This window comes from Streptomyces sp. NPDC057900 (assembly GCF_042887885.1).
Classification (GTDB): Bacteria; Actinomycetota; Actinomycetes; order Streptomycetales; family Streptomycetaceae; genus Streptomyces.
The window spans coordinates 64,525-88,896 of sequence record NZ_JBHVOI010000011.1 but is presented as its reverse complement, the minus strand read 5'-3'; the positions used below and the strand labels follow the sequence as shown (position 1 = coordinate 88,896).

The 24,372-nt window shown below is 71.2% G+C and carries 24 protein-coding genes; 7 read left to right on the top strand and 17 right to left on the bottom strand.

What is annotated here, in order from left to right; translation table 11 throughout:
* Window positions 1-103: 103 nt before the first annotated feature.
* Entirely contained in the window at window positions 104-310 is a 207-nt protein-coding gene (locus tag ACFVQ0_RS30015) for a hypothetical protein (RefSeq protein WP_390092326.1), read from the bottom strand.
* Between the two features lie 91 nt (window positions 311-401).
* Window positions 402-1,784 (bottom strand): glycine--tRNA ligase, encoded by a 1,383-nt coding sequence (locus tag ACFVQ0_RS30010; RefSeq protein ID WP_390092325.1) that lies wholly within the window; start codon window positions 1,782-1,784, stop codon window positions 402-404.
* 188 nt (window positions 1,785-1,972) lie between these two features.
* On the opposite strand from ACFVQ0_RS30010, the gene ACFVQ0_RS30005 reads away from it, so the two are divergent.
* The 4 genes from ACFVQ0_RS30005 (at window position 1,973) to ACFVQ0_RS29990 (ending at window position 5,167) form a co-directional block, all read left to right on the top strand.
* Window positions 1,973-2,932, top strand: coding sequence for a metal ABC transporter substrate-binding protein (locus ACFVQ0_RS30005; protein ID WP_390092324.1), 960 nt, complete (start codon window positions 1,973-1,975; stop codon window positions 2,930-2,932).
* A 56-nt stretch (window positions 2,933-2,988) separates the two neighbouring features.
* Window positions 2,989-3,771: a metal ABC transporter ATP-binding protein gene (locus ACFVQ0_RS30000; protein ID WP_390092323.1), complete on the top strand. Its 783-nt coding sequence runs from the start codon at window positions 2,989-2,991 to the stop codon at window positions 3,769-3,771.
* Between the two features lie 2 nt (window positions 3,772-3,773).
* Window positions 3,774-4,667 carry a metal ABC transporter permease gene (locus tag ACFVQ0_RS29995; RefSeq protein WP_390092322.1) on the top strand — a complete coding sequence of 298 codons (894 nt, stop codon included), beginning with the start codon at window positions 3,774-3,776 and terminating at the stop codon, window positions 4,665-4,667.
* 65 nt (window positions 4,668-4,732) lie between these two features.
* The gene (locus tag ACFVQ0_RS29990) at window positions 4,733-5,167 is read left to right on the top strand and encodes a Fur family transcriptional regulator (protein ID WP_390092321.1); all 435 of its coding nucleotides are present in this window, start codon (window positions 4,733-4,735) and stop codon (window positions 5,165-5,167) included.
* Between the two features lie 39 nt (window positions 5,168-5,206).
* Here ACFVQ0_RS29990 and ACFVQ0_RS29985 read toward each other — a convergent pair whose 3' ends face one another.
* The 7 genes from ACFVQ0_RS29985 to leuA all read right to left on the bottom strand — a co-directional run bounded on the left by ACFVQ0_RS29985 (window position 5,207) and on the right by leuA (window position 13,769).
* Window positions 5,207-6,025 carry an isoprenyl transferase gene (locus tag ACFVQ0_RS29985; RefSeq protein WP_390092320.1) on the bottom strand — a complete coding sequence of 273 codons (819 nt, stop codon included), beginning with the start codon at window positions 6,023-6,025 and terminating at the stop codon, window positions 5,207-5,209.
* Window positions 6,026-6,046: 21 nt separating this feature from the next.
* Window positions 6,047-6,793 (bottom strand): DNA repair protein RecO, encoded by a 747-nt coding sequence (gene recO, locus ACFVQ0_RS29980; protein ID WP_390092319.1) that lies wholly within the window; start codon window positions 6,791-6,793, stop codon window positions 6,047-6,049.
* A 58-nt stretch (window positions 6,794-6,851) separates the two neighbouring features.
* Window positions 6,852-7,535 carry a response regulator gene (locus ACFVQ0_RS29975; RefSeq protein WP_390092318.1) on the bottom strand — a complete coding sequence of 228 codons (684 nt, stop codon included), beginning with the start codon at window positions 7,533-7,535 and terminating at the stop codon, window positions 6,852-6,854.
* Complete coding sequence (locus tag ACFVQ0_RS29970; RefSeq protein WP_390092428.1) at window positions 7,532-8,707, bottom strand: sensor histidine kinase; 1,176 nt, start codon at window positions 8,705-8,707, stop codon at window positions 7,532-7,534. Before ACFVQ0_RS29970 ends, ACFVQ0_RS29975 begins: the two co-directional genes overlap by 4 nt.
* Before the next feature lie 89 nt (window positions 8,708-8,796).
* The gene (locus ACFVQ0_RS29965; RefSeq protein WP_390092317.1) at window positions 8,797-10,902 is read right to left on the bottom strand and encodes an MMPL family transporter; all 2,106 of its coding nucleotides are present in this window, start codon (window positions 10,900-10,902) and stop codon (window positions 8,797-8,799) included.
* A gap of 160 nt (window positions 10,903-11,062) precedes the next feature.
* Window positions 11,063-11,740, bottom strand: a complete 678-nt coding sequence (locus tag ACFVQ0_RS29960; protein ID WP_390092316.1) for a TerB family tellurite resistance protein — start codon at window positions 11,738-11,740, stop codon at window positions 11,063-11,065.
* Window positions 11,741-11,981: 241 nt separating this feature from the next.
* The gene (gene leuA, locus ACFVQ0_RS29955; RefSeq protein WP_390092315.1) at window positions 11,982-13,769 is read right to left on the bottom strand and encodes a 2-isopropylmalate synthase; all 1,788 of its coding nucleotides are present in this window, start codon (window positions 13,767-13,769) and stop codon (window positions 11,982-11,984) included.
* Between the two features lie 321 nt (window positions 13,770-14,090).
* Here leuA and ACFVQ0_RS29950 point away from each other — a divergent pair, with 321 nt between their 5' ends.
* Both ACFVQ0_RS29950 and ACFVQ0_RS29945 read left to right on the top strand, forming a co-directional pair.
* Complete coding sequence (locus tag ACFVQ0_RS29950) at window positions 14,091-15,167, top strand: M4 family metallopeptidase (RefSeq protein ID WP_390092314.1); 1,077 nt, start codon at window positions 14,091-14,093, stop codon at window positions 15,165-15,167.
* A 38-nt stretch (window positions 15,168-15,205) separates the two neighbouring features.
* On the top strand, window positions 15,206-15,472 hold the full coding sequence (locus tag ACFVQ0_RS29945; RefSeq protein ID WP_390092313.1) for a protealysin inhibitor emfourin: 267 nt from the start codon (window positions 15,206-15,208) through the stop codon (window positions 15,470-15,472).
* 201 nt (window positions 15,473-15,673) lie between these two features.
* Here ACFVQ0_RS29945 and era read toward each other — a convergent pair whose 3' ends face one another.
* The 5 genes from era to ACFVQ0_RS29920 form a co-directional block, all read right to left on the bottom strand.
* On the bottom strand, window positions 15,674-16,648 hold the full coding sequence (gene era / locus ACFVQ0_RS29940; RefSeq protein ID WP_199884410.1) for a GTPase Era: 975 nt from the start codon (window positions 16,646-16,648) through the stop codon (window positions 15,674-15,676).
* Between the two features lie 63 nt (window positions 16,649-16,711).
* Window positions 16,712-17,665, bottom strand: a complete 954-nt coding sequence (locus tag ACFVQ0_RS29935) for a WxL protein peptidoglycan domain-containing protein (protein WP_390092312.1) — start codon at window positions 17,663-17,665, stop codon at window positions 16,712-16,714.
* A gap of 88 nt (window positions 17,666-17,753) precedes the next feature.
* The gene (locus tag ACFVQ0_RS29930) at window positions 17,754-19,121 is read right to left on the bottom strand and encodes a beta-xylosidase (protein ID WP_390092311.1); all 1,368 of its coding nucleotides are present in this window, start codon (window positions 19,119-19,121) and stop codon (window positions 17,754-17,756) included.
* Window positions 19,122-19,338: 217 nt separating this feature from the next.
* Entirely contained in the window at window positions 19,339-19,692 is a 354-nt protein-coding gene (locus ACFVQ0_RS29925; RefSeq protein ID WP_390092310.1) for a cytidine deaminase, read from the bottom strand.
* 58 nt (window positions 19,693-19,750) lie between these two features.
* Entirely contained in the window at window positions 19,751-20,641 is an 891-nt protein-coding gene (locus ACFVQ0_RS29920) for a helix-turn-helix transcriptional regulator (RefSeq protein ID WP_390092309.1), read from the bottom strand.
* Between the two features lie 101 nt (window positions 20,642-20,742).
* Here ACFVQ0_RS29920 and ACFVQ0_RS29915 point away from each other — a divergent pair, with 101 nt between their 5' ends.
* The gene (locus ACFVQ0_RS29915; protein WP_390092308.1) at window positions 20,743-22,188 is read left to right on the top strand and encodes an MFS transporter; all 1,446 of its coding nucleotides are present in this window, start codon (window positions 20,743-20,745) and stop codon (window positions 22,186-22,188) included.
* Between the two features lie 40 nt (window positions 22,189-22,228).
* Here the strand turns inward: ACFVQ0_RS29915 and ACFVQ0_RS29910 are convergent, their stop codons facing one another.
* From ACFVQ0_RS29910 to ybeY, 3 genes are read right to left on the bottom strand one after another with little or no spacing between them, the layout of a single operon-like run.
* Window positions 22,229-22,582, bottom strand: a complete 354-nt coding sequence (locus ACFVQ0_RS29910) for an MmcQ/YjbR family DNA-binding protein (RefSeq protein ID WP_389209084.1) — start codon at window positions 22,580-22,582, stop codon at window positions 22,229-22,231.
* Window positions 22,579-23,874 (bottom strand): hemolysin family protein, encoded by a 1,296-nt coding sequence (locus ACFVQ0_RS29905; RefSeq protein ID WP_390092307.1) that lies wholly within the window; start codon window positions 23,872-23,874, stop codon window positions 22,579-22,581. The genes ACFVQ0_RS29910 and ACFVQ0_RS29905 overlap by 4 nt, the downstream gene beginning before the upstream one ends.
* Entirely contained in the window at window positions 23,871-24,368 is a 498-nt protein-coding gene (gene ybeY, locus ACFVQ0_RS29900) for an rRNA maturation RNase YbeY (protein WP_390092306.1), read from the bottom strand. The genes ACFVQ0_RS29905 and ybeY overlap by 4 nt, the downstream gene beginning before the upstream one ends.
* Between the last annotated feature and the right edge of the window lie 4 nt (window positions 24,369-24,372).

Here is a 24,372-nt window from a genome sequence, read left to right as displayed (position 1 = left end):
GCGGGTGCTCCTACCCGCCGCGCACTCACTCGTAGATCTGGAAGAACGAACACATGCCGGAACCGTACCCCGCGCCGAACTGTTCAGGCACCGGGTTTTTCGGCTACGACGCCGTCGGGTCGACCGTCGCCTGGTGAGCCTGCGCGAGGTGCTCCTCCGCCTTGAGCCAGGGCAGGAACTGCACACCCTTGCGCCAGTCGCAGGTGTCGCAGCTCAACGCCCGCTGCATCCCCGACTTCCTTACGTGGACTATGTGTTCACGGCCGTGCTGGTCCCATCTGCTGACCTTGCTCGTGGTCATGGACGGCATCCGAGCCTCCTGTGGACGATTGCGCCCAGTGTGCACGAAGCCCCCGGTTCCGTTCGGGGAACCGGGGGCTTCGTCCAGCGGAGGCGAGGCGTCAGCAGCCGAGCAGCCGCGCGCCCAGGTACGCCTGGATCTGGTCCAGGGAGACGCGCTCCTGCTTCATGGTGTCGCGCTCGCGCACCGTCACCGCGTTGTCGTCGAGGGTGTCGAAGTCGACGGTGACGCAGAACGGCGTGCCGATCTCGTCCTGGCGGCGGTAGCGGCGGCCGATGGCGCCCGCGTCGTCGAACTCGATGTTCCAGTTCTGCCGCAGGTCGGCGGCGAGGCCCTTGGCCTTCGGCGAGAGCTGCGGGTTGCGGGACAGCGGCAGGACCGCGACCTTGACCGGCGCCAGGCGCGGGTCGAGGCGCATCACGGTGCGCTTCTCCATGACGCCCTTGGCGTTGGGCGCCTCGTCCTCGATGTAGGCGTCCAGCAGGAAGGCCAGGACCGAGCGGCCCACACCGGCCGCCGGCTCGATGACGTAGGGGGTCCAGCGCTCGCCGGCCTCCTGGTCGAAGAAGGACAGGTCCGTGCCAGAGGCCTTGGAGTGCGCCTTCAGGTCGTAGTCCGTGCGGTTGGCGACGCCCTCCAGCTCGCCCCACTCGCTGCCGCCGAAGCGGAAGCGGTACTCGATGTCAGCGGTGCGCTTGGAGTAGTGGGAGAGCTTCTCCACCGGGTGCTCGAACCACCGCATGTTCTCCTCGCGCAGGCCCAGGCCGGTGTACCAGTTCCAGCGCTGCTCCATCCAGTACTCCTGCCACTGCTCGTCCTCGCCCGGCTTGACGAAGAACTCCATCTCCATCTGCTCGAACTCGCGGGTGCGGAAGATGAAGTTGCCCGGAGTGATCTCGTTCCGGAAGGACTTGCCCATCTGCGCGATGCCGAACGGCGGCTTCTTGCGCGAGGTCTGCTGCACCTGGCCGAAGTTGGTGAAGATGCCCTGGGCGGTCTCGGGACGCAGGTAGGCGACCGAACCGGAGTCCTGGGTCGGACCGAGGTGCGTGGACAGCAGGCCGGAGAACTGCTTGGGCTCGGTGAACGTGCCCTTGTTGCCGCAGTTGGGGCAGTTGAGGTCGGCGAGGCCGTTGACCGGCGGCTTGCCGTGCTTCTCCTCGTACGCCTCCTCCAGGTGGTCCGCGCGGTAGCGCTTGTGGCAGGAGGTGCACTCGGTCAGCGGGTCGGAGAACGTGGCGACGTGGCCGGAGGCCACCCACACCTCGGGGGCCAGGATGACCGACGAGTCGAGCCCGACCACGTCCTCGCGCGAAGTGACCATGTAGCGCCACCACTGACGCTTGAGGTTCTCCTTGAGCTCAACGCCCAGCGGCCCGTAGTCCCAGGCGGCGCGCTGACCACCGTAGATCTCACTGCAGGGGAAAACGAAGCCACGGCGCTTGCTCAGGCTGACGATGGAGTCGATCTTGTCGGCGGCCACGGTGCTCTCTTCATTACGACGGCGACGAACGGAGAAGACCTCAGATTACCGGCGGGCACGCCCCTTCGATCAAATCGGTATCGGGACAGTCACTTCAGGAGGCGTTCCGGAGGCGTTCCGGAGGCGTTCCGAAGGCATCCCAACAGCCTTGTTGACAATCGTTTCCATTTTTGTTGAAAATGACTGTCATGAACGAACGCCGCCTCATACCCACCGCCGCCGTCGCCGGAGCAGTCGTCCTCGGCCTCACCGCGCTCACCGCCTGCTCGTCATCCGATGCCGCCGACCACAGAAGCGGCGACAAGCTCAACGTGGTGGCGTCGTTCTACCCGATGCAGTTCCTGGCCGAGCGAATAGGCGGCGGCCACGTATCCGTCTCCACCCTCACCAAGCCGGGCGTGGAGCCGCACGACCTGGAGCTCAGCCCCCGGCAGATCGGCGGCCTCAGCGACGCCGACTACATCCTCTACCTCAAGGGCATCCAGCCCGCCGTGGACGACGCGATCAAGCTCTCCGAGTCCACGCACACGGTCGACGCCGCGAGCCTGACCACGCTGGAGGACCACGGCGCGGAGGTCGGCGGCGAGGGCCACGAGCACGGCCACGAGCACGAGGGCGAGGAAGCCGGCGCCGACCCGCACATCTGGCTCGACCCGGTGAAGTACGCCGAGGTCGCCAAGGGCGTCGGAAAGTCCCTGGAGAAGACCGACCCGGACCACGCCGCGGACTACCGCAAGAACACGGACGCCCTGGTCAAGGAGCTCGGCGCGCTCGACACCGGGTACGAGAAGGGGCTGGCGAACACCGCCACCAAGACCTTCATCACCACCCACTCCGCCTTCGGATACCTGGCCGAGCGCTACGGCCTCACCCAGGAGGGCATCGCCGGCATCGACCCGGAGGCCGAGCCCAGCCCCGCCCGGATCAGCGCCCTGCACTCCATCGCGGAGAAGAAGAAGGTCACCACGGTCTTCTTCGAGACGCTGGCCAGCGACAAGACGGCCAGGACCGTCGCCAGGGACACCGGCCTGAAGACCGACGTCCTGGACCCGCTGGAGGGAATCACGGACAAGTCCAAGGGCGCTGACTACATCGAGGTCATGAAGTCCAACCTCGCCGCGCTGCAGAAGGCGCTCGGCGCGAAGTGAGCGACGACCCCACGAAACCGGCCGGCCCGAAACCCGCAGCAGCACCGGAGGCGCTCATGCCCGAGCCCGCGAGCTCCACCCCAGAACCCGTGATCGTCCTGCGCGACGCCACGGCCACCCTCGGGGCGCGCCCCGTACTGCGCGGCGTCGACCTGACCGTGCACCGCGGCGAGGTCGTCGCGCTGCTCGGCGCCAACGGCTCCGGCAAGTCGACCGCCGTGCGCTCCGCCATCGGCCAGGTCCCGCTCACCGGCGGCGCCGTCGAACTCTTCGGCACCCCGCTGCGGCGCTTCCGCGACTGGGCGCGGGTCGGCTACGTACCGCAGCGCACCACGGCGGCGGGCGGCGTACCGGCCACCATCCGCGAGGTCGTCTCCTCCGGGCGGCTCTCCCGCACCAAGCTGCGCCTGCCCCGCAAGGCCGACCGGGCCGCCGTCGACCGGGCCATCGAGCTCGTCGGCCTCACCGACCGCGCCAAGGACTCGGTGAACGCCCTCTCCGGCGGCCAGCACCAGCGCGTCCTGATCGCCCGCGCGCTCGCCGCCGAACCCGAACTGCTGATCATGGACGAGCCGATGGCCGGCGTCGACCTGGCCAGCCAGGAGATCCTCGCCGCGACCCTGCGCGACCAGGTCGCGGCCGGCACCACCGTGCTGCTCGTCCTGCACGAGCTGGGCCCGCTGGAGCCGCTGATCGACCGCGCGGTCGTGCTGCGCGACGGCTGCGTGATGCACGACGGACCGCCCCCGAAGGCCCTTGGGCAGCACGCGCTGCCCGGCCACGACCACGTACACCCCCACGCGGCTTCCGAGCCCGTCCGGACGGGACTGCTGAGCTGACCATGGAATTCCTCACCCCTCCCTTCATGCAGCGGGCGCTGATCGCCGCCGTGCTCGTCGGCGTCATCGCCCCCGCCGTCGGCATCTACCTGGTGCAGCGGCGGCAGGCCCTGATGGGCGACGGCATCGGCCACATCGCGATGACCGGTGTCGGCCTCGGCTTCCTGCTCTCCACCAGCCCGGTCTGGATGGCCACCGCCGTCGCCGTCGTCGGCGCGGTCGTCATGGAGCTGATCCGCTGGTACGGACGCACCCGGGGCGACATCGCGCTGGCGATGCTCTTCTACGGCGGCATGGCGGGCGGTGTCCTGCTGATCAACCTCTCCGACACCGGCTCCAACGCCAACCTCACCTCGTACCTCTTCGGCTCCCTCTCCACGGTCTCCTCGGAGGACATCACCGCGATCGGCCTGCTGGCGGCGTTCGTGCTGCTGGTGACGGTGGGGCTGCGCAGGCAGCTGTTCGCGGTCAGCCAGGACGAGGAGTTCGCCCGGGTCACCGGGCTGCCGGTGCGGGTGCTGAACCTGCTGATCGCGGTCACCGCCGCGGTCACCGTCACCGTCGCGATGCGGGTCGTCGGGCTGCTACTGGTCAGCGCCCTGATGGTGGTCCCGGTCGCCGCCGCGCAGCAGATCAGCCGCTCCTTCAAGGTGACCTTCGTGCTCTCGGTCGTCATCGGGGTGGCGGTGACACTCACCGGCACCATCACCTCGTACTACCAGGACGTACCGCCCGGGGCGACGATCGTGCTGCTGGCCATCGGCGTCTTCATCGCGCTGACGCTGCTCGCCACCCCGCTGGGAAGAAGGCGCGCGCGCCTCGGCGAATCGGCGGCGGAACGGTGCACCCTTGAGGTACCGGCCACCCGCCGGGCCACGGACGACGTCCGCGTCTGACCCCGCGGCCGGGCCGGGCTGGCACAATGGCCCGACAAACGTACGGGCGACACGAGGAGGCTCCTGTGGCGACGGCGCCGAGCAGGGACACGAACGCGGCCCCGGTACGCGGCCGCTCGACCCGGCAGCGGACCGCGGTGGCCGCGGCGCTCGACGAGGTGGACGAGTTCCGCAGCGCCCAGGAGCTGCACGATGTGCTCAAGCACCGCGGCGACTCGGTCGGGCTGACCACGGTCTACCGCACCCTGCAGTCCCTCGCGGACGCGGGCGAGGTCGATGTACTGCGCACCACGGACGGCGAGTCCGTCTACCGGCGGTGCTCGACCGGCGACCACCACCACCATCTGGTCTGCCGGGTGTGCGGCAAGGCCGTCGAGGTGGAGGGCCCGGCCGTGGAGCAGTGGGCGGAGACGATCGCGGCGCAGCACGGCTACGTCAACGTGGCGCACACGGTGGAGGTCTTCGGCACCTGCGCGGAGTGCGCGAGCGCTCAGGAGTGATCCGGGTCCGCGGGGCACCACCCCCGCGGACCCGCCCGCTCAGCTGCCGGTTTCCGCCGCCTCCACCGCACCGCCGAAGCGCCGGTCGCGCTGGGCGAATTCGAGGCAGGCCCGCCACAGGTCGCGGCGGTCGAAGTCCGGCCACAGCACGTCCTGGAAGACCATCTCGGCGTAAGCGCTCTGCCAGATCAGGTAGTTGGACGTGCGCTGCTCGCCGCTCGGGCGGACGAAGAGGTCGACGTCCGGCATATCCGGGTAGTAGGTGTACTTCGCGAACGTCTTCTCGTTGACCTTCGACGGGTCGAGCTTCCCGGCCGCGACGTCTTGGGCGATCCGCTGCGCGGCGTCGGCGATCTCGGCCCGGCCGCCGTAGTTGACGCAGAAGTACAGCGTCATCTTGTCGTTGTCCTTGGTCTGCTCCTGGGCGACCTGGAGCTCCTGGACGACGGACTTCCACAGCTTCGGCATGCGGCCGACCCAGCGGATCCGGATGCCGAGCTCGTCCATCTCGTCGCGGCGGCGGCGGATGACGTCCCGGTTGAAGTTCATCAGGAACTTCACCTCCTCCGGGGACCGCTTCCAGTTCTCGGTGGAGAAGGCGTACAGCGAGAGGTTCTTGACGCCCATCTCGATGCAGCCCTTGAGCACGTCCATGACGACGCCCTCGCCGACCTTGTGGCCCTCGGTGCGCGGCAGGCCCCGCTCCTTGGCCCAGCGGCCGTTGCCGTCCATCACCACGGCGACGTGCTTGGGCACCAGCTCACCTGGGATCTTCGGCGGTACGGCACCGGACGGGTGCGGCTCCGGGGTCTTGTGGTCGCGCCGGTTACGGCCGCCGAGGATTCCGCGTACTGCCATGAGCTTCTCAGTCTCCCTGTGTCACTTTTCCACGTACCGCAGCGAGCGCAGCCCGCGCTCCAGATGCCAGTGCAGATAGGCGGACACCAGCCCGCTCCCCTCCCTGACGTGACGCGGCTCGCACGCGTCCGCCGTCTCCCAGTCGCCGGTGAGCAGTGCGCTCAGCAGGGTGACGGCCTCCGCCGAGGGTACGACGCTGCCCGGTACCCGGCAGTCGCCGCATATGACGCCGCCCGCCGCGACGGAGAAGAACCGGTTCGGTCCGGGCATTCCGCACCGGGCGCAGCCGTCGAAGCTGGGGGCGTAGCCGTTGACGGCCAGCGAGCGCAGCAGGAAGGCGTCGAGGATGAGGTGGGGGTCGTGCTCGCCGCGGGACAGTGTGCGCAGTCCGCCCACCAGGAGCAGGTACTGCTGGACGGCGGGTTCGCCCTCGTGGTCGGTGAAGCGCTCCGCGGTCTCCAGCATCGCGGTGCCGGCGGTGTAGCGCCCGTAGTCGGTGACGATCCCGCCGCCGTAGGGCGCGATGGTCTCGCTCTGGGTGCAGAGCGGCAGTCCGCGTCCGATCAGCTCGCTGCCGCGGGCGAAGAACTGCACGTCGACGTGGGAGAAGGGCTCCAGGCGGGCCCCGAACTTCGACTTCGTGCGCCGTACGCCGCGTGCGACGGCCCGTACCCGGCCGTGGCCGCGGGTCAGGATCGTGATGATCCGGTCGGCCTCGCCCAGCTTCTGCGTGCGCAGCACCACGCCGTCGTCCCGGAACAAGCTCATGGCTCCATTGTCCGGTACGCGGGCGGCCCGGCGGGTCCGGCCCCTCGGCCCGGTCCGTTCAGTTCGCGTCCGCCCCGCCGCCGGCGGCCACGACCAGCCCGGATTCGTAGGCGATGATCACCAGCTGGGCGCGGTCGCGGGCCCTCAGCCTGCCCATGATCCGGCTGACGTGGGTCTTGGCGGTGAGCGGGCTGAGGCCGAGGGTCTCGGCGATCTCGGTGTTGTTCAGACCGCGTGCTACGAGGCCGAGGACCTGGCGTTCGCGCTCTGTGAGCGCCTCCGGGCCGCCGGGTCCGGGGGCGGGCGGGGCGCTGGGGGCGCTGAGGACGCGGGCGATCAGCCGGGCGGTCGGGCCGGGCGAGAGCAGGGCCTCGCCCGCGGCCACGGTCTTGATGGCGGCGAGCAGATCGGCGGGCCGGGTGTCCTTGACCAGGAAGCCGGAGGCGCCCGCGCGCAGCGCCTCGACGACGTGCTCGTCGGTGTCGTAGGTGGTCAGGACCAGTACCTTGACCCCGGCGAGGTCCTCGTCCGCGGCGATGCGGCGGGTCGCCTCGATGCCGTCGAGTTCGGGCATCCGGATGTCCATGACGACCAGGTCGGCCCGCTCGGAGCGGGCGAGGGCGACCGCTTCGAGGCCGTTGGCGGCCTGGCCGACGACCTCCATGTCGGGGTCGGAGCCGACGAGCATCGCGAACGCGGCCCGCACGAGTGTCTGGTCGTCGGCGAGCAGTACGCGGATCATGTGAGGGTCTCCGGTTCGTGTTTCTGGACGGGCAGCAGCGCGGACACCTCGAAGCCGCCACCGGGGCGGGGACCGGCGTCCAGGGTGCCACCGGTGCTGCGGGCCCGTTCCCGCATGCCGACGATGCCGAACCCGGGCGCGGAGCCGTCGTCCACCGGGCCGGTGCCGTCGTCGGTGACGGTGACGCGCAGGGCGCCTGCGGCGGGCTCCACGACGACGCCGACCCGGACGCCGGGGCCCGCGTGCCGTACGGCGTTCGTGAGGGACTCCTGGACGATCCGGTAGGCGGCCGCTCCGGTCGCCGGGGCGAGCCGGGCCTCCGGCTGCCGCACCCGGAGGTCGACGTGGGCCCCGGCCGCCTCCGCGGCGCGGACGAGGCCGGGCAGCGCGGCCAGGTCGGGCAGCGGCCCGTCGGCGTCGTCGCGGCCCGCGTGCCCGGTGTCGCGCAGCACCTGGAGGGTGGTGCGCAGTTCGGCGCGGGCCTCGCGGCAGGTGCCGGCGATGTCGTCCAGCGAGGCGGCGATGGCCTTCCGGTCGAGCCGGTCCGGGTCGACGGTGAGGATGTGCGAGGCGACCGAGGTCTGCACGCCGATGAGGGTGATGCTGTGGGCCAGCAGGTCGTGCAGGTCGCGGGCGATCCGCAGCCGTTCCTCCGCGACCCGCCGCCGGGCCTCCTCCTCGCGGGTCCGCTCGGCCCGTTCGGCGCGCTCCAGCACGGAGGCGACGTACTGGCGGTAGATGCGTACGTCCACCCCGCAGAACAGCACCGCGACGATCCAGCCGGAGATCCGCAGCAGTTCGAGCCCGTCGTGGGTGCTGATGCCGAGCACCACGGTCATCATCGCGGCCATCACGGCGATGCCGGTGAGCAGGGTGCGCAGCGGGCGGCCGGTCACGGCCACGGTGTAGAGCGCGATCCAGGTCTGCGGCATCGTGGCCGTGTGGTCGTTGTCGAGGCCGTGGTAGAGCGCCAGCATCGGGACCATGGCGGCCACCACGAGCACGGGTGCGCGCCGCCGCCACCCGAGGGCGGCCGCGCTCGCCCCCAGCAGCAGCCAGCCGAGCGCGTCGGGGGCGTGGTCGCCGCCGCCGAGCAGGGCGAGGGCGGCGGACAGCGCACCGGCGCCCACGGCTACGAGGGCGTCGGTGCGCGTCTTGTGCGGCGCGTGCATGGGGTCGCGGTTGACGACGGCCAGGACGCGCTCGCGACGGCGCGTGGTTCGGGACACCCGGCCATCCTCCGGTACGGGCCGCGGCACGGTCAGGGCGCCCGGAGGAGTTCCGGTTCCCGCGGGGAGGGGGTGGCGGGTGTGCGGCTGAGCGCGCCGGGCCACCACATCCTCCGCTGCAGGGCGACGGCGGCCGAGGTGACGAGGTAGGTGCGGACGAGGAAGGTGTCCAGGAGCACACCGACGGCGATGACGAAGCCCATCTCCACCAGGCCGGTCAGCGGCATGTTCGTCAGGACGGCGAAGGTGGCCGCGAGCACCAGGCCGGCCGAGGCGATCACGCCGCCGGTGGTGCGCAGGGCGGTGAGCGCTGCGGCGGTCGGTTCCGCGCCGGCCAGGGCCTCCTCGCGTACCCGGTGCATCAGGAAGATGCCGTAGTCGACGCCGAGCGCCACCAGGAAGACGAAGGACAGCAGGGGCAGTCCGGGGTCGGTGCCCTTGAGGCCGAGGAGCGGTTCGAAGAGCAGTCCGCCGATGCCGAGCGCGGCGCCCCAGACGGCGACGACGGCGGCGGCGAGGAGCAGCGGGGCGACGAGGCTGCGCAGCAGCACGATCAGGATGAGCAGGACCGACAGCAGGACGAGTGGGACGACGGTGCGCAGATCGCGGGAGCTGGATTTCTCCAGGTCCATCTGCTGGGCGCCGGGTCCGCCGACGTGGGCCCCCGGCAGGCCGGCGCGCAGGGCGTCGACGGTGTTCCGCTCCCCCGCGGATTCGGGGGCGTCCCTGGCGACGACGGACAGTTCGGTCCAGCCGCCGCCGCTGCGGCCGCGCTCCGCCGCGGCGACCCCCTCGGTGGCGCGGGCCCGGTCCAGGGTCTCGTCGGCCCGGCCGGTGGGGGCGAGGACGGTGATCGGCTGGCTGGAGCGGCCGGGGTAGGCGTCGGCGAGTGTCTCCATGGCGGCGACGGAGTCCGGCCTGCTGGTGAAGGAGTCCTCCTGCTTGAGGTCGCCGGGCCCGCCGAGCACCCCGAGCGACAGCGCGCCCAGCAGTACCCCGCCGGTCACCAGCACCGCGACGGGACGGCGTCGGGCGGAGCCGCCCATGGCGGCGAAGAGCGAGCGCCGGCGCACGGGTTCGGTGCCGTACGCCGGTACGAGCGGCCAGAACACGCGCCGGCCCAGGAGTACCAGGAGCGCGGGAAGCAGCGTCAGCATGGCCAGGAGCGCGCACAGCACCCCGACGGCGGCGATGGGTCCCATTCCTCGGCTGCTGGTGAGATCGGCCGCCAGAAGGCACAGGAGGCCCGCCGCGACGGTGGCGGAGGAGGCCACGACGGCGGGGCCGCAGCCGCGCAGCGCCGCCGCCATCGCTTCTCGCGGCCCGGCGTGGCGGGTGAGCTCCTCCCGGTAGCGGGAGACCAGCAGCAGCGCGTAGTCGGTGCCCGCGCCGAAGACGAGGATGGTCATCACGGCGGAGCTCTGGCCGGTGACGGTGATGTCGAAGCCCCGGTTGAGTCCGTAGACGACGGCCATCGAGAGGGCGTCGGCGACGCCCGCGACAGCGAGGGGCACCAGCCACAGCAGCGGGCTGCGGTAGATGAGGATCAGCAGGATCGCGACGACGGCGACGGTCGTGTAGAGCAGCGGGCCGCCCAGCGAGCCGTATACCTTCTGCGCGTCGGTGTTCATCGCGCCCGGGCCGCCGACCCGGACGCTCAGCCCGTCGCCGCCCTTCGCGGTCTCGCGCACCTCGTCGACGAACGCGGTCCTGGCGTCGTCGTCCTGGCCCGGCTCCGTGGTGGAGACGGGGTACATCAGGGTCGTGCCGTCCTCGGAGGGGACGGCGCGCGGGGGCGCGGTGAGGGTGTGGTCCGCGGCCACCCGGGCGGCCTGGCGGGCCGCCCCGGCGCGGTCGGCCGGGGTCAGTCCGGCGTCGCGGTGGTAGACGAGGACGAGGTCGGTGGACTCGCCGCCGGGCAGCGCTTCCTGGATCTTCGCCACCTGCGTCGAGTCGGCGCTCGCCGGGAGGTAGTCGACCGCGTGGTTGGCCTGTACGTCCGAGAGTTTCCCGGCGAGGGGCCCGGCGACCGCGATGACGGCGACCCAGAGCGCGACGACCGCCCAGGGCAGCTTCCGCCACCGGCTCCGTGACCGCGGCCGCGCCGGTCCGCCCCTGTCCTGCGTTGCGGCCCGCATACGGGCCCCCTTCCGTCCGGGTGTCTGGATTCATGTCCAGACTCCCGTCGGGCCAGGGCCGGTTCGTCGCGCCGGAGACCGACATCCCCGCTACTTCCGGGGAGGGTGCCGTGCGCCGGCGTACTCCCTCGGGAGTAACGGCCGGTGGTGCGGGGGCGGTTCAGGAGGGCGTACGCGCCGCCGCGGCGAGCAGCCGGGCCGTGTCCTGCGCGCAGAGCTGGAGCGCGCCGCCGACGGTGGTCAGCACCTCGCGCTCCGCCTGGCTGTACGGGCCGTCGGCGAGCGCGATCCTGGCACCCTGGAGCAGAATCGATTCGCGGCCGGTCTGGGCCAGGTGCGGGGCGAGCGGCTCCAGCGCCTCGTGGAGCTCGATGGCGAGGGCCGCGCCGCAGGCCTCCGCGGCCGGGTCGAACGCCGAGCCGTGGCCGATGTCGACGGAGAGGACCTCGACGACGGTGGCGAGCTGCTCCTGCGTACAGCCGTCGAAGCCGGCGCCGCGCACGGTGGCGACGGCGGTCTCCAGGACCGTGCGGGAGGTGGTCCCGCCGGCCGCCAGGACGCCGAGCGCGACGGTGTGGACGCCGTCCTTGAGCATCGCGGAGAACCGGGTGGTGGTGGGGTGGTCGAGCGTGTCGGTGCCGAAGTGGCCGTGGCACGCGGCGCATTCGACGACCGGGCCCACGGTGCCGCGCCGCAGCAGCGGTACCCCGAGGAAGGTGAACCGGCGACGTCCGGTGAGGCGGCGGTAGTTGCGGTCGCCTCCGCAGCCGGCGCAGAAGAACTCGCCGTCACCGACGGTGTCCCACATCGTACGGATGCCGCAGATACGCAGCTTCATGGCGCGTTGTCCCAGGGCTGACCGCACGTCGCACACCTCCGTAACTCCCCCGTAGCCCTGCGGACACGGGAGGTACCAACACGGCAACATTGCCGTGTTGGACGTGATGTTAACCACATCCATGAAGCGGCGTCAGCACCTCGCCCGTCACAACCACCCCGAGATGGCCGAACCCCGCCTCCCGGATGCGGGCGACGGGGTTCACGGACCGTACTGATTCATGCCCTTTCGGGCGGGCGGGTCAGCGGGTGGCGCGGTTGACCGCGGAGACGACCGCCTTCAGCGAGGCCCGGGTGGTGTTGGCGTCGATACCGATGCCCCACAGGACCTTTCCGTCGATCGCGCACTCGATGTACGAGGCGGCCTGGGCGCTCGCGCCCTCGCTCATCGTGTGCTCGGTGTAGTCCAGCAGCCGGGCGTCGATGCCGATGGCCTGCAGCGCCTCGAAGAACGCCGAGATCGGGCCGTTCCCGGTGCCGGTGAGCACGGTGTCCGCGCCGTCCACGGTCGCCTCGACGGTGATCGTGTCCTGGCCGTCGGACCCGATGGTGCTCTGGCCGGATCGGATCTGTACGCGCCCCCAGGCGTTGTCCGGGTTGGGCAGGTACTCGTCCTGGAACGTGGTCCAGATCTGCGTCGGAGTGACCTCGCCGCCCTCGGCGTCGGTCTTGGCCTGAATGATCCGGGAGTACTCGATCTGCATCCGGCGCGGCAGGTCCAGCTTGTGGTCGTTCTTCAGGACGTAGGCGATTCCGCCCTTGCCGGACTGCGAGTTGACCCGGATGACGGCCTCGTAGGAGCGGCCGACGTCCTTCGGGTCGATCGGCAGGTACGGCACCGCCCACTCGATCTCGTCCACCGTCCTGCCCTGGGCGGCCGCGTCGGCCTCCATGGCGTCGAAGCCCTTCTTGATGGCGTCCTGGTGGGAGCCGGAGAAGGCGGTGTAGACCAGGTCGCCCGCGTAGGGGTGGCGCGGGTGAACCTCCATCTGGTTGCAGTACTCGCTGGTGCGGCGGATCTCGTCGATCTGCGAGAAGTCGATCTGCGGGTCGACGCCCTGCGAGAAGAGGTTCATGCCCAGCGTGACCAGGTCGACGTTGCCGGTGCGCTCGCCCTGGCCGAACAGGCAGCCCTCGATCCGGTCGGCCCCGGCCATCAGCGCCAGTTCGGCGGCGGCGACGGCGGTGCCCCGGTCGTTGTGCGGGTGGACGGACAGGCAGACGAACTCGCGGCGCGACAGGTTGCGCGACATCCACTCGAACCGGTCGGCGTGCGTGGACGGCGTCGAACGCTCCACGGTGGCGGGCAGGTTGAGGATGATCTCGCGGCCGGCCTCGGGCTGCCAGACGTCACACACCGCCTCGCAGACCTCCAGGGCGAAGTCCAGCTCGGTGTCGGTGAAGATCTCCGGGCTGTACTGGTAGCCGAAGATCGTCTCCTCGCCCAGGATCTTCTCCGCGTACTCCATGACCAGCCGGGTGCCGTCCACCGCGATCTGCTTGACCTGCTCCTTGGAGCCGCGGAAGACCACGCGGCGGAAGGTGGGGGCGGTCGCGTTGTACAGGTGGACGGTGGCGCGGTGGGCGCCGCGCAGCGATTCGACGGTGCGCTCGATCAGTTCCTCGCGGGCCTGCGTCAGGACGGAGATCGTCACGTCCTCGGGGATCGCGCCCTCTTCGATGATGGAGCGGACGAACGCGAAGTCGGTCTCACCGGAGGACGGGAAGCCGACCTCGATCTCCTTGTAGCCCATGCGTACGAGCAGGTCGAACATCTCGCGCTTGCGGGCCGGTGACATCGGGTCGATCAGTGCCTGGTTGCCGTCGCGCAGGTCCGTGGAGAGCCAGCGGGGTGCGACCGTGACCCGGTTGTCCGGCCAGGTGCGGTCGGGGATCTCGACGGCCTCGTACTGCCCGTACTTGCCGATCGGCATCCCGGAGGGCTTCTGCAGCCCGGTGGCGTTGGTGATCGGCGTGGGGCGGCCGACGGCGTTCGCGACGGGGTTCTGAGCGGGATTCACTGCGGTCATGGCGTGGGGCTCCTCGGAGTCCGGCAAGAAGGGTTCCCCTGCCCATCGGGGCTGGGGGAAGGCCGACTGTGTCGCTGCAACACAAGACTCCGCGGGGAGGGGGTCGGCCTACGACTACAGACCCTCGCCGCGGCAGCTAAGAAGAAGCAGCCCGAAACGCATGATGCGAAGAGACTAGCCGAGCGACGCCCGAGGCGTCCGTGCCGTATCAGTATGCGGGACCGGAGGCCGGTAACGGTTAAACAGTGATCGATCACTCTAATTCGTCAATCCTGGTGGCAACCAGTGACACGGCGATCACACGCTGCCACAGTCGAGTGCATGCAGCCTCGAACCCAGCACACGCACCGGCCCGTCTTCTGCACCATCGTGCCGCCCCACGTCCTCGACAAGCTGTCCCAGTCCGACGATCCCGTCCTGGCGGGCCCGGCCCGCCGCACCCTGGAGGCCGACGCCGCCCGGCGCACCCGCCGCCAGGTGACGACCCCCGTCCCGGCCCGCGTCGCCCCCGCCCCGGAGGACGAGCGCTCCGGCAAACCCGACCGCACCCTCTACGACTGCCGGCACGGCACCGAGCTGCCCGGCACCAAGGTCCGCGCCGAGGGCGAGGACCCCACGTCCGACGCCAGCGTCAACCGCGCGTACGCGGGCCTGGGCGCCACCTTCGAACTGCTGCTCAAGGCGTACGGGCGGCGTTCGATCGACGGCAACGGGCTGCCGCTGATCGGCTCCGTGCACTACGACGAGAAGTACAACAACGCCTTCTTCGACGGCGAGCAGATGGTGTTCGGCGACGGGGACGGGGAGATCTTCCTGGACTTCACCGTCGCCATCGACGTCATCGCCCACGAGCTGGCGCACGGCCTGACCCAGTACACGGCCAACCTGAGCTACTACGGCCAGTCCGGCGCGCTGAACGAGTCCGTCTCCGACGTGTTCGGCTCCCTGGTCAAGCAGTACTCGCTGGGCCAGACCGCGGAGCAGGCCGACTGGCTGATCGGCGCGGGCCTGCTGGCGCCGCGCGTCCAGGGGGTGGCGCTGCGCTCGATGAAGGCGCCCGGCACCGCGTACGACGACGATGTGCTCGGCAAGGACCCGCAGCCCGCGTCCATGGACGACTACATCCGCACCGGCGACGACAACGGCGGTGTCCACCTCAACTCCGGCATCCCCAACCGCGCGTTCTACCTCCTGGCGACCGCGCTCGGCGGCAGTTCCTGGGAGAAGGCCGGACAGCTCTGGTTCGATGTGCTCACCGGTGGTGAACTGGCGGTGGACGCCGACTTCGCGGCCTTCGCCCGGCTGACCGTCGCGGCGGCACGCAGCCGCTTCGGTGCGGGCGACGAGGTGGAGGCGGTCCTCAAGGCCTGGTCGGAGGTGGGCGTACCGACCGCGTAGGCAGCACCCAGGGCGCGTCCGCAGGGGAAGGACACCGTATGCGGATCCAGGTGAGCAGGACCGGCGGCTTCGCCGGTATCGCACGCCACCGCGAGATCGACACCTCCGGCCGGGCCGACGCCCGTGAATGGGAGGCCCTGGCCGAATCGGCGCTCGCCGACGGCCGGGACACCCCGCCGACCGGCGTACCGGACGGCTTCGGCTACCGGATCACGGTCGGCGACCGGACGGTGCACTGCGCGGACCCCCGGCTGACCGACGCCCAGCGCGCACTGGTCTCACGCGTCCTGAAGGAGGGCGCGTGAGACCGGCGGCGTGCCGCTGAGGCCGCGTAGGACCGGCGGCGTGCCGCTGAAGGGACTGCTGGGGCTCCGGGGCTCAGAACCCCAGCTTCCGCAGCTGCTTCGGAGCCCATTCCCACGGCCGCCCTCGCACCCTTCGGCCCCGGGGGGCCTCAGCGGCTTCGCGCGGCTGCGCCGGCCTCCGGCCGTCGGTCGGGGACCCGCTCAGAACCCAAGCTTCCGCAGCTGCTTCGGATCGCGCTGCCAGTCCTTGGCGACCTTCACGTGCAGGTCCAGGAAGACCGGCGTGCCGAGCAGGGCCTCGATGTGCTTGCGGGACTTGGTGCCGACGTCCTTGAGCCGCTGGCCCTTCGGGCCGATGATGATGCCCTTCTGGCTGGGCCGCTCGATGTAGACGTTGGCGTGGATGTCGAGCAGCGGCTTGTCCGCCGGCCGGTCCTCGCGCGGCAGCATCTCCTCGACGACGACCGCGATGGAGTGCGGCAGCTCGTCGCGTACGCCTTCGAGCGCGGCCTCCCGGATCAGCTCCGCGACCATCACCATCTCGGGCTCGTCCGTGAGGTCGCCCTCCGGGTAGAGCGGCGGGCTCTCGGGGAGCAGCGGGGCGATCAGGTCGGCCAGCAGGCCGACCTGGTCGTCCTTGACGGCCGAGACCGGGATGATCTCCGCCCACTCGAAGCCGAGCTCCTCGCCGAGGCGGGAGACGGCCAGCAGCTGTTCGGCCAGCTGCTTGGACTCGACCAGGTCGGACTTGGTGATGATGGCGATCTTGGGCGTCTTCTTGATGCCCGCGAGTTCCTTGACGATGTACTTGTCGCCGGGGCCGAGCTTCTGGTCGGCGGGCAGGCAGAAGCCGATGACGTCGACCTCGGCCCAGGTGGTGCGTACGACGTCGTTGAGACGCTCGCCCAGCAGGGTGCGCGGCTTGTGGAGGCCGGGGGTGTCGACCAGGATCAGCTGCGCGTCCGGCCGGTGCACGATGCCTCGGACCGTGTGCCTGGTGGTCTGTGGCCGGTTGGACGTGATCGCCACCTTCTGGCCGACCAGAGCGTTCGTAAGGGTGGACTTGCCCGCGTTGGGACGGCCCACGAAGCAGGCGAAGCCGGCCCGGTGCGGGGCGGTGTTCTCAGCCTGCTGCGCAGCAGCTTCTGGGTTAGGTCGAGCGCTCATGGCGCCCATTGTCCCCGATCCCGGCGGCACTGCCGCACCAAGGCGGCCGGCGGCGCCGCCGGGTCGCTCGTCTCAGGCCGTACGGCGACGGCTCCGGCGTGCCCGAATCCACAGCCCCGCGCCCCCGGCGAGCAGCACCAGGAGCACCCCGGCGACCAGCCAGGGCAGCGCGAAGTACCCGGCGGCGGCGGACTCGCGGGTGTCACGGGCGCTGGCGGTCAGCTTGACCTCGCCCCACTCCAGCTGCGGCGCGCCCTTCCACTCCTCGGTGAGCCGGACCTCCTGGCGGGGCAGCAGCTCGGACGGGATCCGTTTGAGGTCGCGGGCGAGCAGGGTGCGGCCGAAGAGCCCCTCCGCCTTGAGCGCGACCTTGGGGCTGAGGGTGACGTTGCCCCGGTTGTGGAGCGTGTACGAGATGACGGCGCGGGACTTTCCGGTGCCCGGGACGAGCGGCTGGGTGTGCTCGATCCGGACGTCGTCCACGGAGAGCGCGGGCATGGTCGGGCCGTTGACCCGCAGATAGATCCGGGCGCCGACGGCCTTCTGGACGCCGACGGCGACCGCGCCCGCGTCGGCGGGGTCGATGCGCTCGTCCAGCGCGACGAGGGCGCCGGGGTGGTCGCCCGGTTCGGCGTCCTCGGGGATCTTGATCGTGACGGGCACGGTGACCGAGCCGTGCGGTTTCACGGTGAGCCGGTCGCGGTCGGTGGTGGCCCAGGCGCCGACGGAGCGCTGTTTCTCGTTCAGCGCCCGGACCGCGAATCCGCCGTCGCGTTCGGTGTTGTACGCGTCGGCCGCGTAGAGCCGGAAGGTCAGCGGGGCGGCGGTCTTGTTCTTGACGGTCACCTTGTCGGTGAGGGTGGCTCCGGGGTCGGCCGAGAGGTAGAAGTACGGCCGGGTGCCGGTGGCGGTGGTGGCCGGGAAGACCGACCAGCTGCCGTTGTCGGCGGCGCCCGCCGCGGGGGCGCCCAGCAGGAGCAGTGCCGTGGACAGCACGGACGACAGGAGTACGGACAACTTGCGCACGGTGCGGGCCCCCAGGGTGCACGCGTCGACGGGGTGGGTGGACCGGCCGGGTGCGCGCCCGGCCCACCGGTGGATCAGCGCTCCCGGCTCACGTCAGGGTGAGGGTGAGCACTCCGGAGTAGCTACCGGCGGCGGCGTACGCCGGAACGTCCAGCGAGAGTCCGGCGTCGACGGTGAACTCGCCTCCGGTGAAGGCGCCGTTCGGCGTGGAGGCCAGGGTGGCTCCCGCGCTGCCGACCGAACCCTTCGAACCCGCCGCGCAGGTGCTCGGGCTGCCGGCCTTCGTCGCGCAGGCCGGGCTCCAGCCGAGCGCGGAGGCGCCGATCGTGGCACCGGCCGGACTCTTGAAGTCGGTGACCTTGCCGGTCAGCGACCAGCCCGCGGGGCCGCCGCGGAAGTCCTTGACCGTCACGGTCCGCAGGGCGCCGGTGGATGCGCCGCCCTTGCCGAAGTCGACCGCGGACAGTTCGACGGAGTCCCCGGCCTGCGACATGGAGAGCGTGCCCGCCTTGACGGTCGAGGTCAGCTTCTGGCTGCCGTCCGGTGTCTCCCCGCCGCCGCCGGTGACGGTGTAGGCCTGGGGGCCCGCACCCTTGGCGGCGTCCCAGGCGGCGCCCTCGTAGGCGACGATTCCGGTGGTCGCCGGGTCGTTGACGGTGAGCTGCCCGGTGAAGCCGCCCGAACCGTCCGCGGTGGCCGTCGCGGTGTCACCGGTCTGGGCGTTTCCGGCCCGGCCGGCGAGGGTGACGGAGGCTCCCGCGGTGAACTTCGAACCGACCACGCTGACCTGGTCACCGGCCGCGCCGGAGGCCGTACCGAGCTGGATGGCGCGCTCGTTGACCTGGCCGCCGCCGTCCGTCGCGATGATCGTCTGGGAGACGGGCGCGGGCGGATCCGTGACCGTGCAGGGGGTGTCCAGCTCCATGATGTAGCTGGTGTGGATGTTGTAGTCGCCGGGCGAGAGGGTGATCTCACCGGGGGCGGTGACCGTGAACGTGCCGGTCATGGAGAACGACGGGAATTCGCCCTTGCCGGGCACCGGATCGTTCTTCTTCGGCCCCTCCACCGTGATGTCGGCGGACTGCGCCCCGGCGACGGTGACCTTGCCGGTCGGCGTCATGATGTCGGCGGGCAGCGCCAGATCGACCGGGTTGCTCGCCGCCGGTTTGACGACGGTGTACGTCACCGTGACCGTGTCGCCGACCTTCGGGGCCGCGTTGTCGACGCTGATCTGTGCGGAGGTCGTCCCGTCGATCGGCGGGATCCCGGCGATCGCGGGCGGGATGCAGTGGGTCGGGAAGTCCACCGCCACGGACGCCGCCGCCATGGCCTGAGCGGGTCCGGCGAGCAGTCCTCCCCCGGTGACGACGAGCGCGCCCACCCCCAGCGCGGCGGCCCAGCGGCGGCTTCGACGCCGCGTTCCCGGGCTGTCGGATCTTCGAATGGCTGGACTCATGGAGCCCCCTCCTGCGGAATGTGCGGCGCGGCGGCTCTTCCGCGCCGGCAGGGGGCCATTGATGACTCCGGCCGAAAAGAAGTCAATGGAAGCGAAATGCGCTGACTGATGGACCATCAGATACTGTCAAGATCCATGCTTCCCGCACATCGTGTGCGAACGCCCGGCACCGATGGGGCGCCGGGCGTTCGCACACGATGTGCCGGTCCCGCGAAGGTCAGCCCGCCGTCACGGTGATCCGCAGCACCCCGTCCGGCCCGGCGAGCAGCACCGGGGTGTCCGCCCCTCCCAGGTCCCGTACGGCGGCCCGGTCCTCCTCCGAAGGTGTCTCGGCCTCCGAGACGACCGCGGCCGCCTCCAGCGAGGTGGCGCCGCTCGCCACGGCCATGGCGACGGCCGTCCGCAGCGCGCTCAGGCGCAGCGACTCCAGCTCCACCGTGCCCGCCACATACGTACGTCCGGTCTCGTCCCGTACGGCCGCGCCCTCCGGCACGCCGTTGCGGGCGCGGGCGCTGCGCGCCAGCGTGACGATCTTGCGGTCCTCGGCGCCGAGGTCGGTGCTATCGCTCATGTGCCGAGCATACGAACCGTGCGGACCCGTGCGGCATCCGGGCGCCCGGCCCGGCTCATCACCGGACCTGGCGCATCATGCCCCGGCGGCCCTCGGGCGAGGCCAGCAGCCGGAACTTCTCCTCCGTGCCGGTGCCCGGCCACGGGTTGTGCAGCACGATCACCAGGTCCGGGCGGGCCGGGATGCGCAGCTGGGTGGCCTCCACGACCAGGGTGCCCACCACCGGGTGGTTCAGCTCCTTGCGCATCTGGCCGCCCGGCGCGATGTCCCGCCGCTCCCAGAGCTCGGCGAACTCGGGGCTGCGCTCCTTCGCCTCGGCCACGATCGCCCGGAAGCCCTCGTCGTCGGGGCATTCCGAGCAGGCGGCCCGGAACTGGGCGACGACCTGGGCGGCGATCTCCTGCCAGTCCTTGCGCCGGGCGCGGTGGACCGGGTCCGTGAAGAAGTCGATCACGCAGTTCTGTGTCCGGCCCGGCCCCATCCCCATCACCGTCGCGGCCGCGTCGTTGTACAGGATGACGTTCCAGTACGCGTCCATGATGTGGGCCGGGAACGGCATCCAGCGGTCCAGCAGCCGCTGCAGGCCGTCACACATGTCCGCGTGGGCCGGATCGACCTCGGCGGCGGGCGGATTGAGCCCGGCGAGCACGTAGAGGTGGCGACGCTCTGCGCTGCTGAGCCGCAGCACCCGGGCCACCGCGTCCAGCACCTGCGGCGACACGGTGATGTCGCGGCCCTGCTCCAGCCACTGGTACCAGGAGACGCCCACCCCGGCGAGGACGGCGACCTCCTCGCGGCGCAGCCCCGGGGTACGGCGCCGGGCGCCCCCGTCGGGGAGACCGGCCTCCGACGGGCTGACCCGCGCCCGCCTGCTCATCAGGAATTCCCGCAGCTCGCCGAGACGGTGCGCCTTGCCCGCGTCCGCCGTGATCCGGGCCGGTGTGCCCACGTACTCCCCCTGGTGTCCGGGCCCGCGCCTGCCTGGTGGTGCGGCCAACAGGATAAGTTCCCGCTCCCCACGGATATTCCGGCGGCCGCAGGCTCATGGGCATGGCGATCCATCCTCCGGCTCAAGAAGCTCTCACCCCTCCCGCGCCCCCTGCCCCGGACCGGCTCTCCGGCCGGGCCCGGCTGGTGCTCCTCGTCCTGTGCGCCGCCCAGTTCATGGTGTCGCTCGACTTCTCCGTACTGAACGTGGCGCTGCCCGTCCTCGGTGACGACCTCGGCCTCAGCCGGTCCGGTCTGCAGTGGGCGATCACGGCGTTCGCGCTGCCGTCCGGCGGATTCCTGCTCCTCTTCGGCCGGATCGCGGACCTCTACGGCCGCCGCCGGATGTTCCTCACCGGCCTCGCCGTCTTCGGGGCCGCGTCACTGCTGGCCACCCTCGCCTGGAACCCGGCCGCGTTCCTCACCGGGCGGGCGCTCCAGGGGCTCGGCGCCGCGGTGATCGTGCCTACGGGCATGTCCCTGCTCACCACCACCTTCCCGGAGGGTCCGCTGCGCGACCGCGCGCTCGGCATCAGCGGCACGCTGCTCTCCCTCGGCTTCACCGTCGGCATGGTGGCCGGCGGCACGCTGACCGACACGCTGGGCTGGCGCTCCACGATGGGGCTGCTGACGGTGGCCGCGGTGGCGGTGCTCGCGACGGCCCCCGCACTGCTCACGGAGTCCCGCACACCGGACCGGCCGCGGCTCGACATCCCCGGTGCGGCGACGGTCACCGGCGGGCTCCTCGCCCTGATCTACGCGCTCTCCACGGCGGCCGAGCACGGCTTCGGGCGCGGGGACGTACAGATCGCCCTCGTCCTCGGGGTCGCGCTGCTCGTCGCTTTCGCGGTCGTCGAATCGCGTGCGGCGGCCCCGCTGGTCTCGCTGCCGATGCTGCGCCGCCGCACGGTGGCGTTCGGCAACCTGGGCGGGCTGCTCACCTTCTCGATGATGAGCACCGTCGTCTTCGTCCTGACCCTGTACCTCCAGGAGGTGCTGGACCTCTCCGCGTTCGGTACCGGGCTGGTCTTCGGGGTGCAGGGCCTCGCCTCCGTGGCGGCCGGGGTGTACGCCCCGAAGGTGATCGGCCGGATCGGCGCCCGGCGGACCCTGTCCTTCTCGCTGCTCGGCCAGGGACTGTTCATCGCGGCGCTGCTGGGCCTCGGCGCGGACTCGGGCGTCTGGCTGGCGACCGCCGCGGTCTCGCTGGCCAGCGTCTGCCACCTGGGCGCGATCATCGCGTACGGGCTGACCGTCACCTCGGGTGTGCCCAACGAGGAACAGGGCCTGGCGACGGGCCTCGTCACCACCACCCAGCAGGTGGGCCTCACCATCGGCATCCCGCTGCTCGGCGTGATCGCGACGGCCGACAGCTCACTGCTCGACGGGGTCCGGACGGCGGTGGCGGTGGCTGCGGGCCTGCTGATCATCGGGGCGGGAGCGGTGGCGACGGGCCTGAGAACTGTCTCAAGCCCCGCCGCGGCACATCCAAGCCCCTCCGGCGATTGAGGAGCGGGGGCCCGGGGGCGGAGCCCCCGAAACCACCCGCCTACCCCCGGTCCAGCCGCAACCGCTCCGCCCGGGGCAGCCCCGCCACCACCAGGTCGTAGCTGTCCTCGATCAGCTCACGCAGCTTCGCCGCCGGCAGCCCCGACACCGTCACGGTGTTCCAGTGCCGCTTGTTCATGTGCCACCCCGGCGCCACGGCCTCGTACTCCTCCCGGAGCCGCACCGCGTCGTCGGGGTCGCACTTGAGGTTCACCGTCAGCGGCCGCCCGTCCAGCGCGCTCAGCGCGAACATCTTGCCGAGCACCTTGAAGACGGACGCCTCCGGGCCGAACGGGAACTCCTCGGTGCTCGCGTTGAACTCCAGGCAGAACGCCCTCAGCTCCTGGGGAGTCATGCGGCCGCCTCCTCCTCCGGCGGGGCCAGCGGCTCCACCAGCACCGTGACGATCTTGTTCCGGCGGCCCGCCGGGGACTCCGCGGTCAGCCGCAGCCGTCGCCCGTCGGGCAGTTCGACCTCTGAGGACGCACCGGCGATCGGGACCCGGCCGAGCGCCTTCGCGAGCAGCCCGCCGACCGTCTCCACGTCCTCGTCGTCGTACTCGTCGAGGCCGAACAGCTCACCGAGGTCCCCGATGTCGAGACGTGCGGTGACCCGGTAGCAGCCGTTCTCCAGCTCCTGGACCGGCGGGAGTTCGCGGTCGTACTCGTCGGTGATCTCGCCGACGATCTCCTCCAGGATGTCCTCGATGGTGACGATGCCCGCCGTGCCGCCGTACTCGTCGATCACGACGGCGACGTGGCTGCGGTCCTGCTGCATCTCGCGCAGCAGGTCCCCGGCGTTCTTCGTGTCGGGCACGAACGCTGCGGGGCGCATCGCGGTGGAGACGAGATCGGCCTCCGACTCCCGGTTGATGTGCGTCTTGCGGACCAGGTCCTTGAGGTAGACGATCCCGACGATGTCGTCCTCGTTCTCCCCGGTGACCGGGATCCGCGAGAAACCGGAGCGCAGCGCGAGGGTGAGCGCCTGCCGGATCGTCTTGTAGCGCTCGATGCAGACCAGATCGGTGCGCGGCACCATCACCTCGCGCACGAGCGTGTCACCGAGCTCGAAGACGGAGTGCACCATGCGGCGCTCCTCGTCCTCGATCAGCGACTCCTGCTCCGCGAGGTCGACCATGGCCCGCAGTTCCGCCTCGCTGGCGAACGGGCCCTTGCGGAACCCCTTGCCCGGCGTCAGGGCGTTGCCCAGGAGGATCAGCAGCTGCGGGATCGGGCCCATGATCCTGGCCAGCGGCAGCAGTACGTACGCGGCCGCCGTGGCGGTGTTCAGCGGGTGCTGGCGGCCGATGGTGCGCGGCGAGACCCCGATGGCCACGTAGGAGACGAGGACCATCACCCCCATGGCGACGGCCAGCGCCTCCCAGGTCTCCGGGAGTTCCTTGAGACTGGCGTAGGTGACCAGTACCCCGGCGGCCATCTCGCAGGCGACCCGCACCAGCAGGGCGACGTTGAGATAGCGGGTGGGGTCGGCCGCGACCTGTTCCAGCTTGTCGCTGCCGCGCCGGCCCGAGCGGACCGCCTCGGCCGCCCGGAAGCTGGACGTGCGCGCGATACCGGCCTCGGCACACGCCGCGAGCCAGCCGACGACGACCAGCAGGACGACGCCGAGGACGAGTGGCAGGCTCACGAGACGGTGGGGGCGGGCGACGGGCCGGTCATACCGTGCTCACCGCGCCAGCCGTCCACGATCGCCGCCTGGAGGCCGAACATCTCGGCCTTCTCGTCCGGCTCCTCGTGGTCGTAACCGAGCAGGTGCAGCACCCCGTGGACGGTGAGGAGCTGGAGCTCCTCGTCCATGGAGTGCTGCGTCTCGGCGTCCTCGCCCTGCTTCTTGGCGACCTCCGGGCAGAGCACGATGTCACCGAGGAGCCCCTGCGGGGGCTCCTCCTCGTCCTTGGCCGGCGGACGCAGCTCGTCCATCGGGAAGGACATGACATCGGTCGGACCCGTCAGGTCCATCCACTGGATGTGGAGCTGTTCCATGGCGTCGGTGTCCACCACGATCACCGAGAGCTCGGAGAGCGGGTGGATCCGCATCCGGGCCAGTGCGTAGCGGGCGATGTCGAGGATCGCCTGCTCGTCGACCTCGGTTCCGGACTCGTTGTTGACGTCGATCGACATGGTG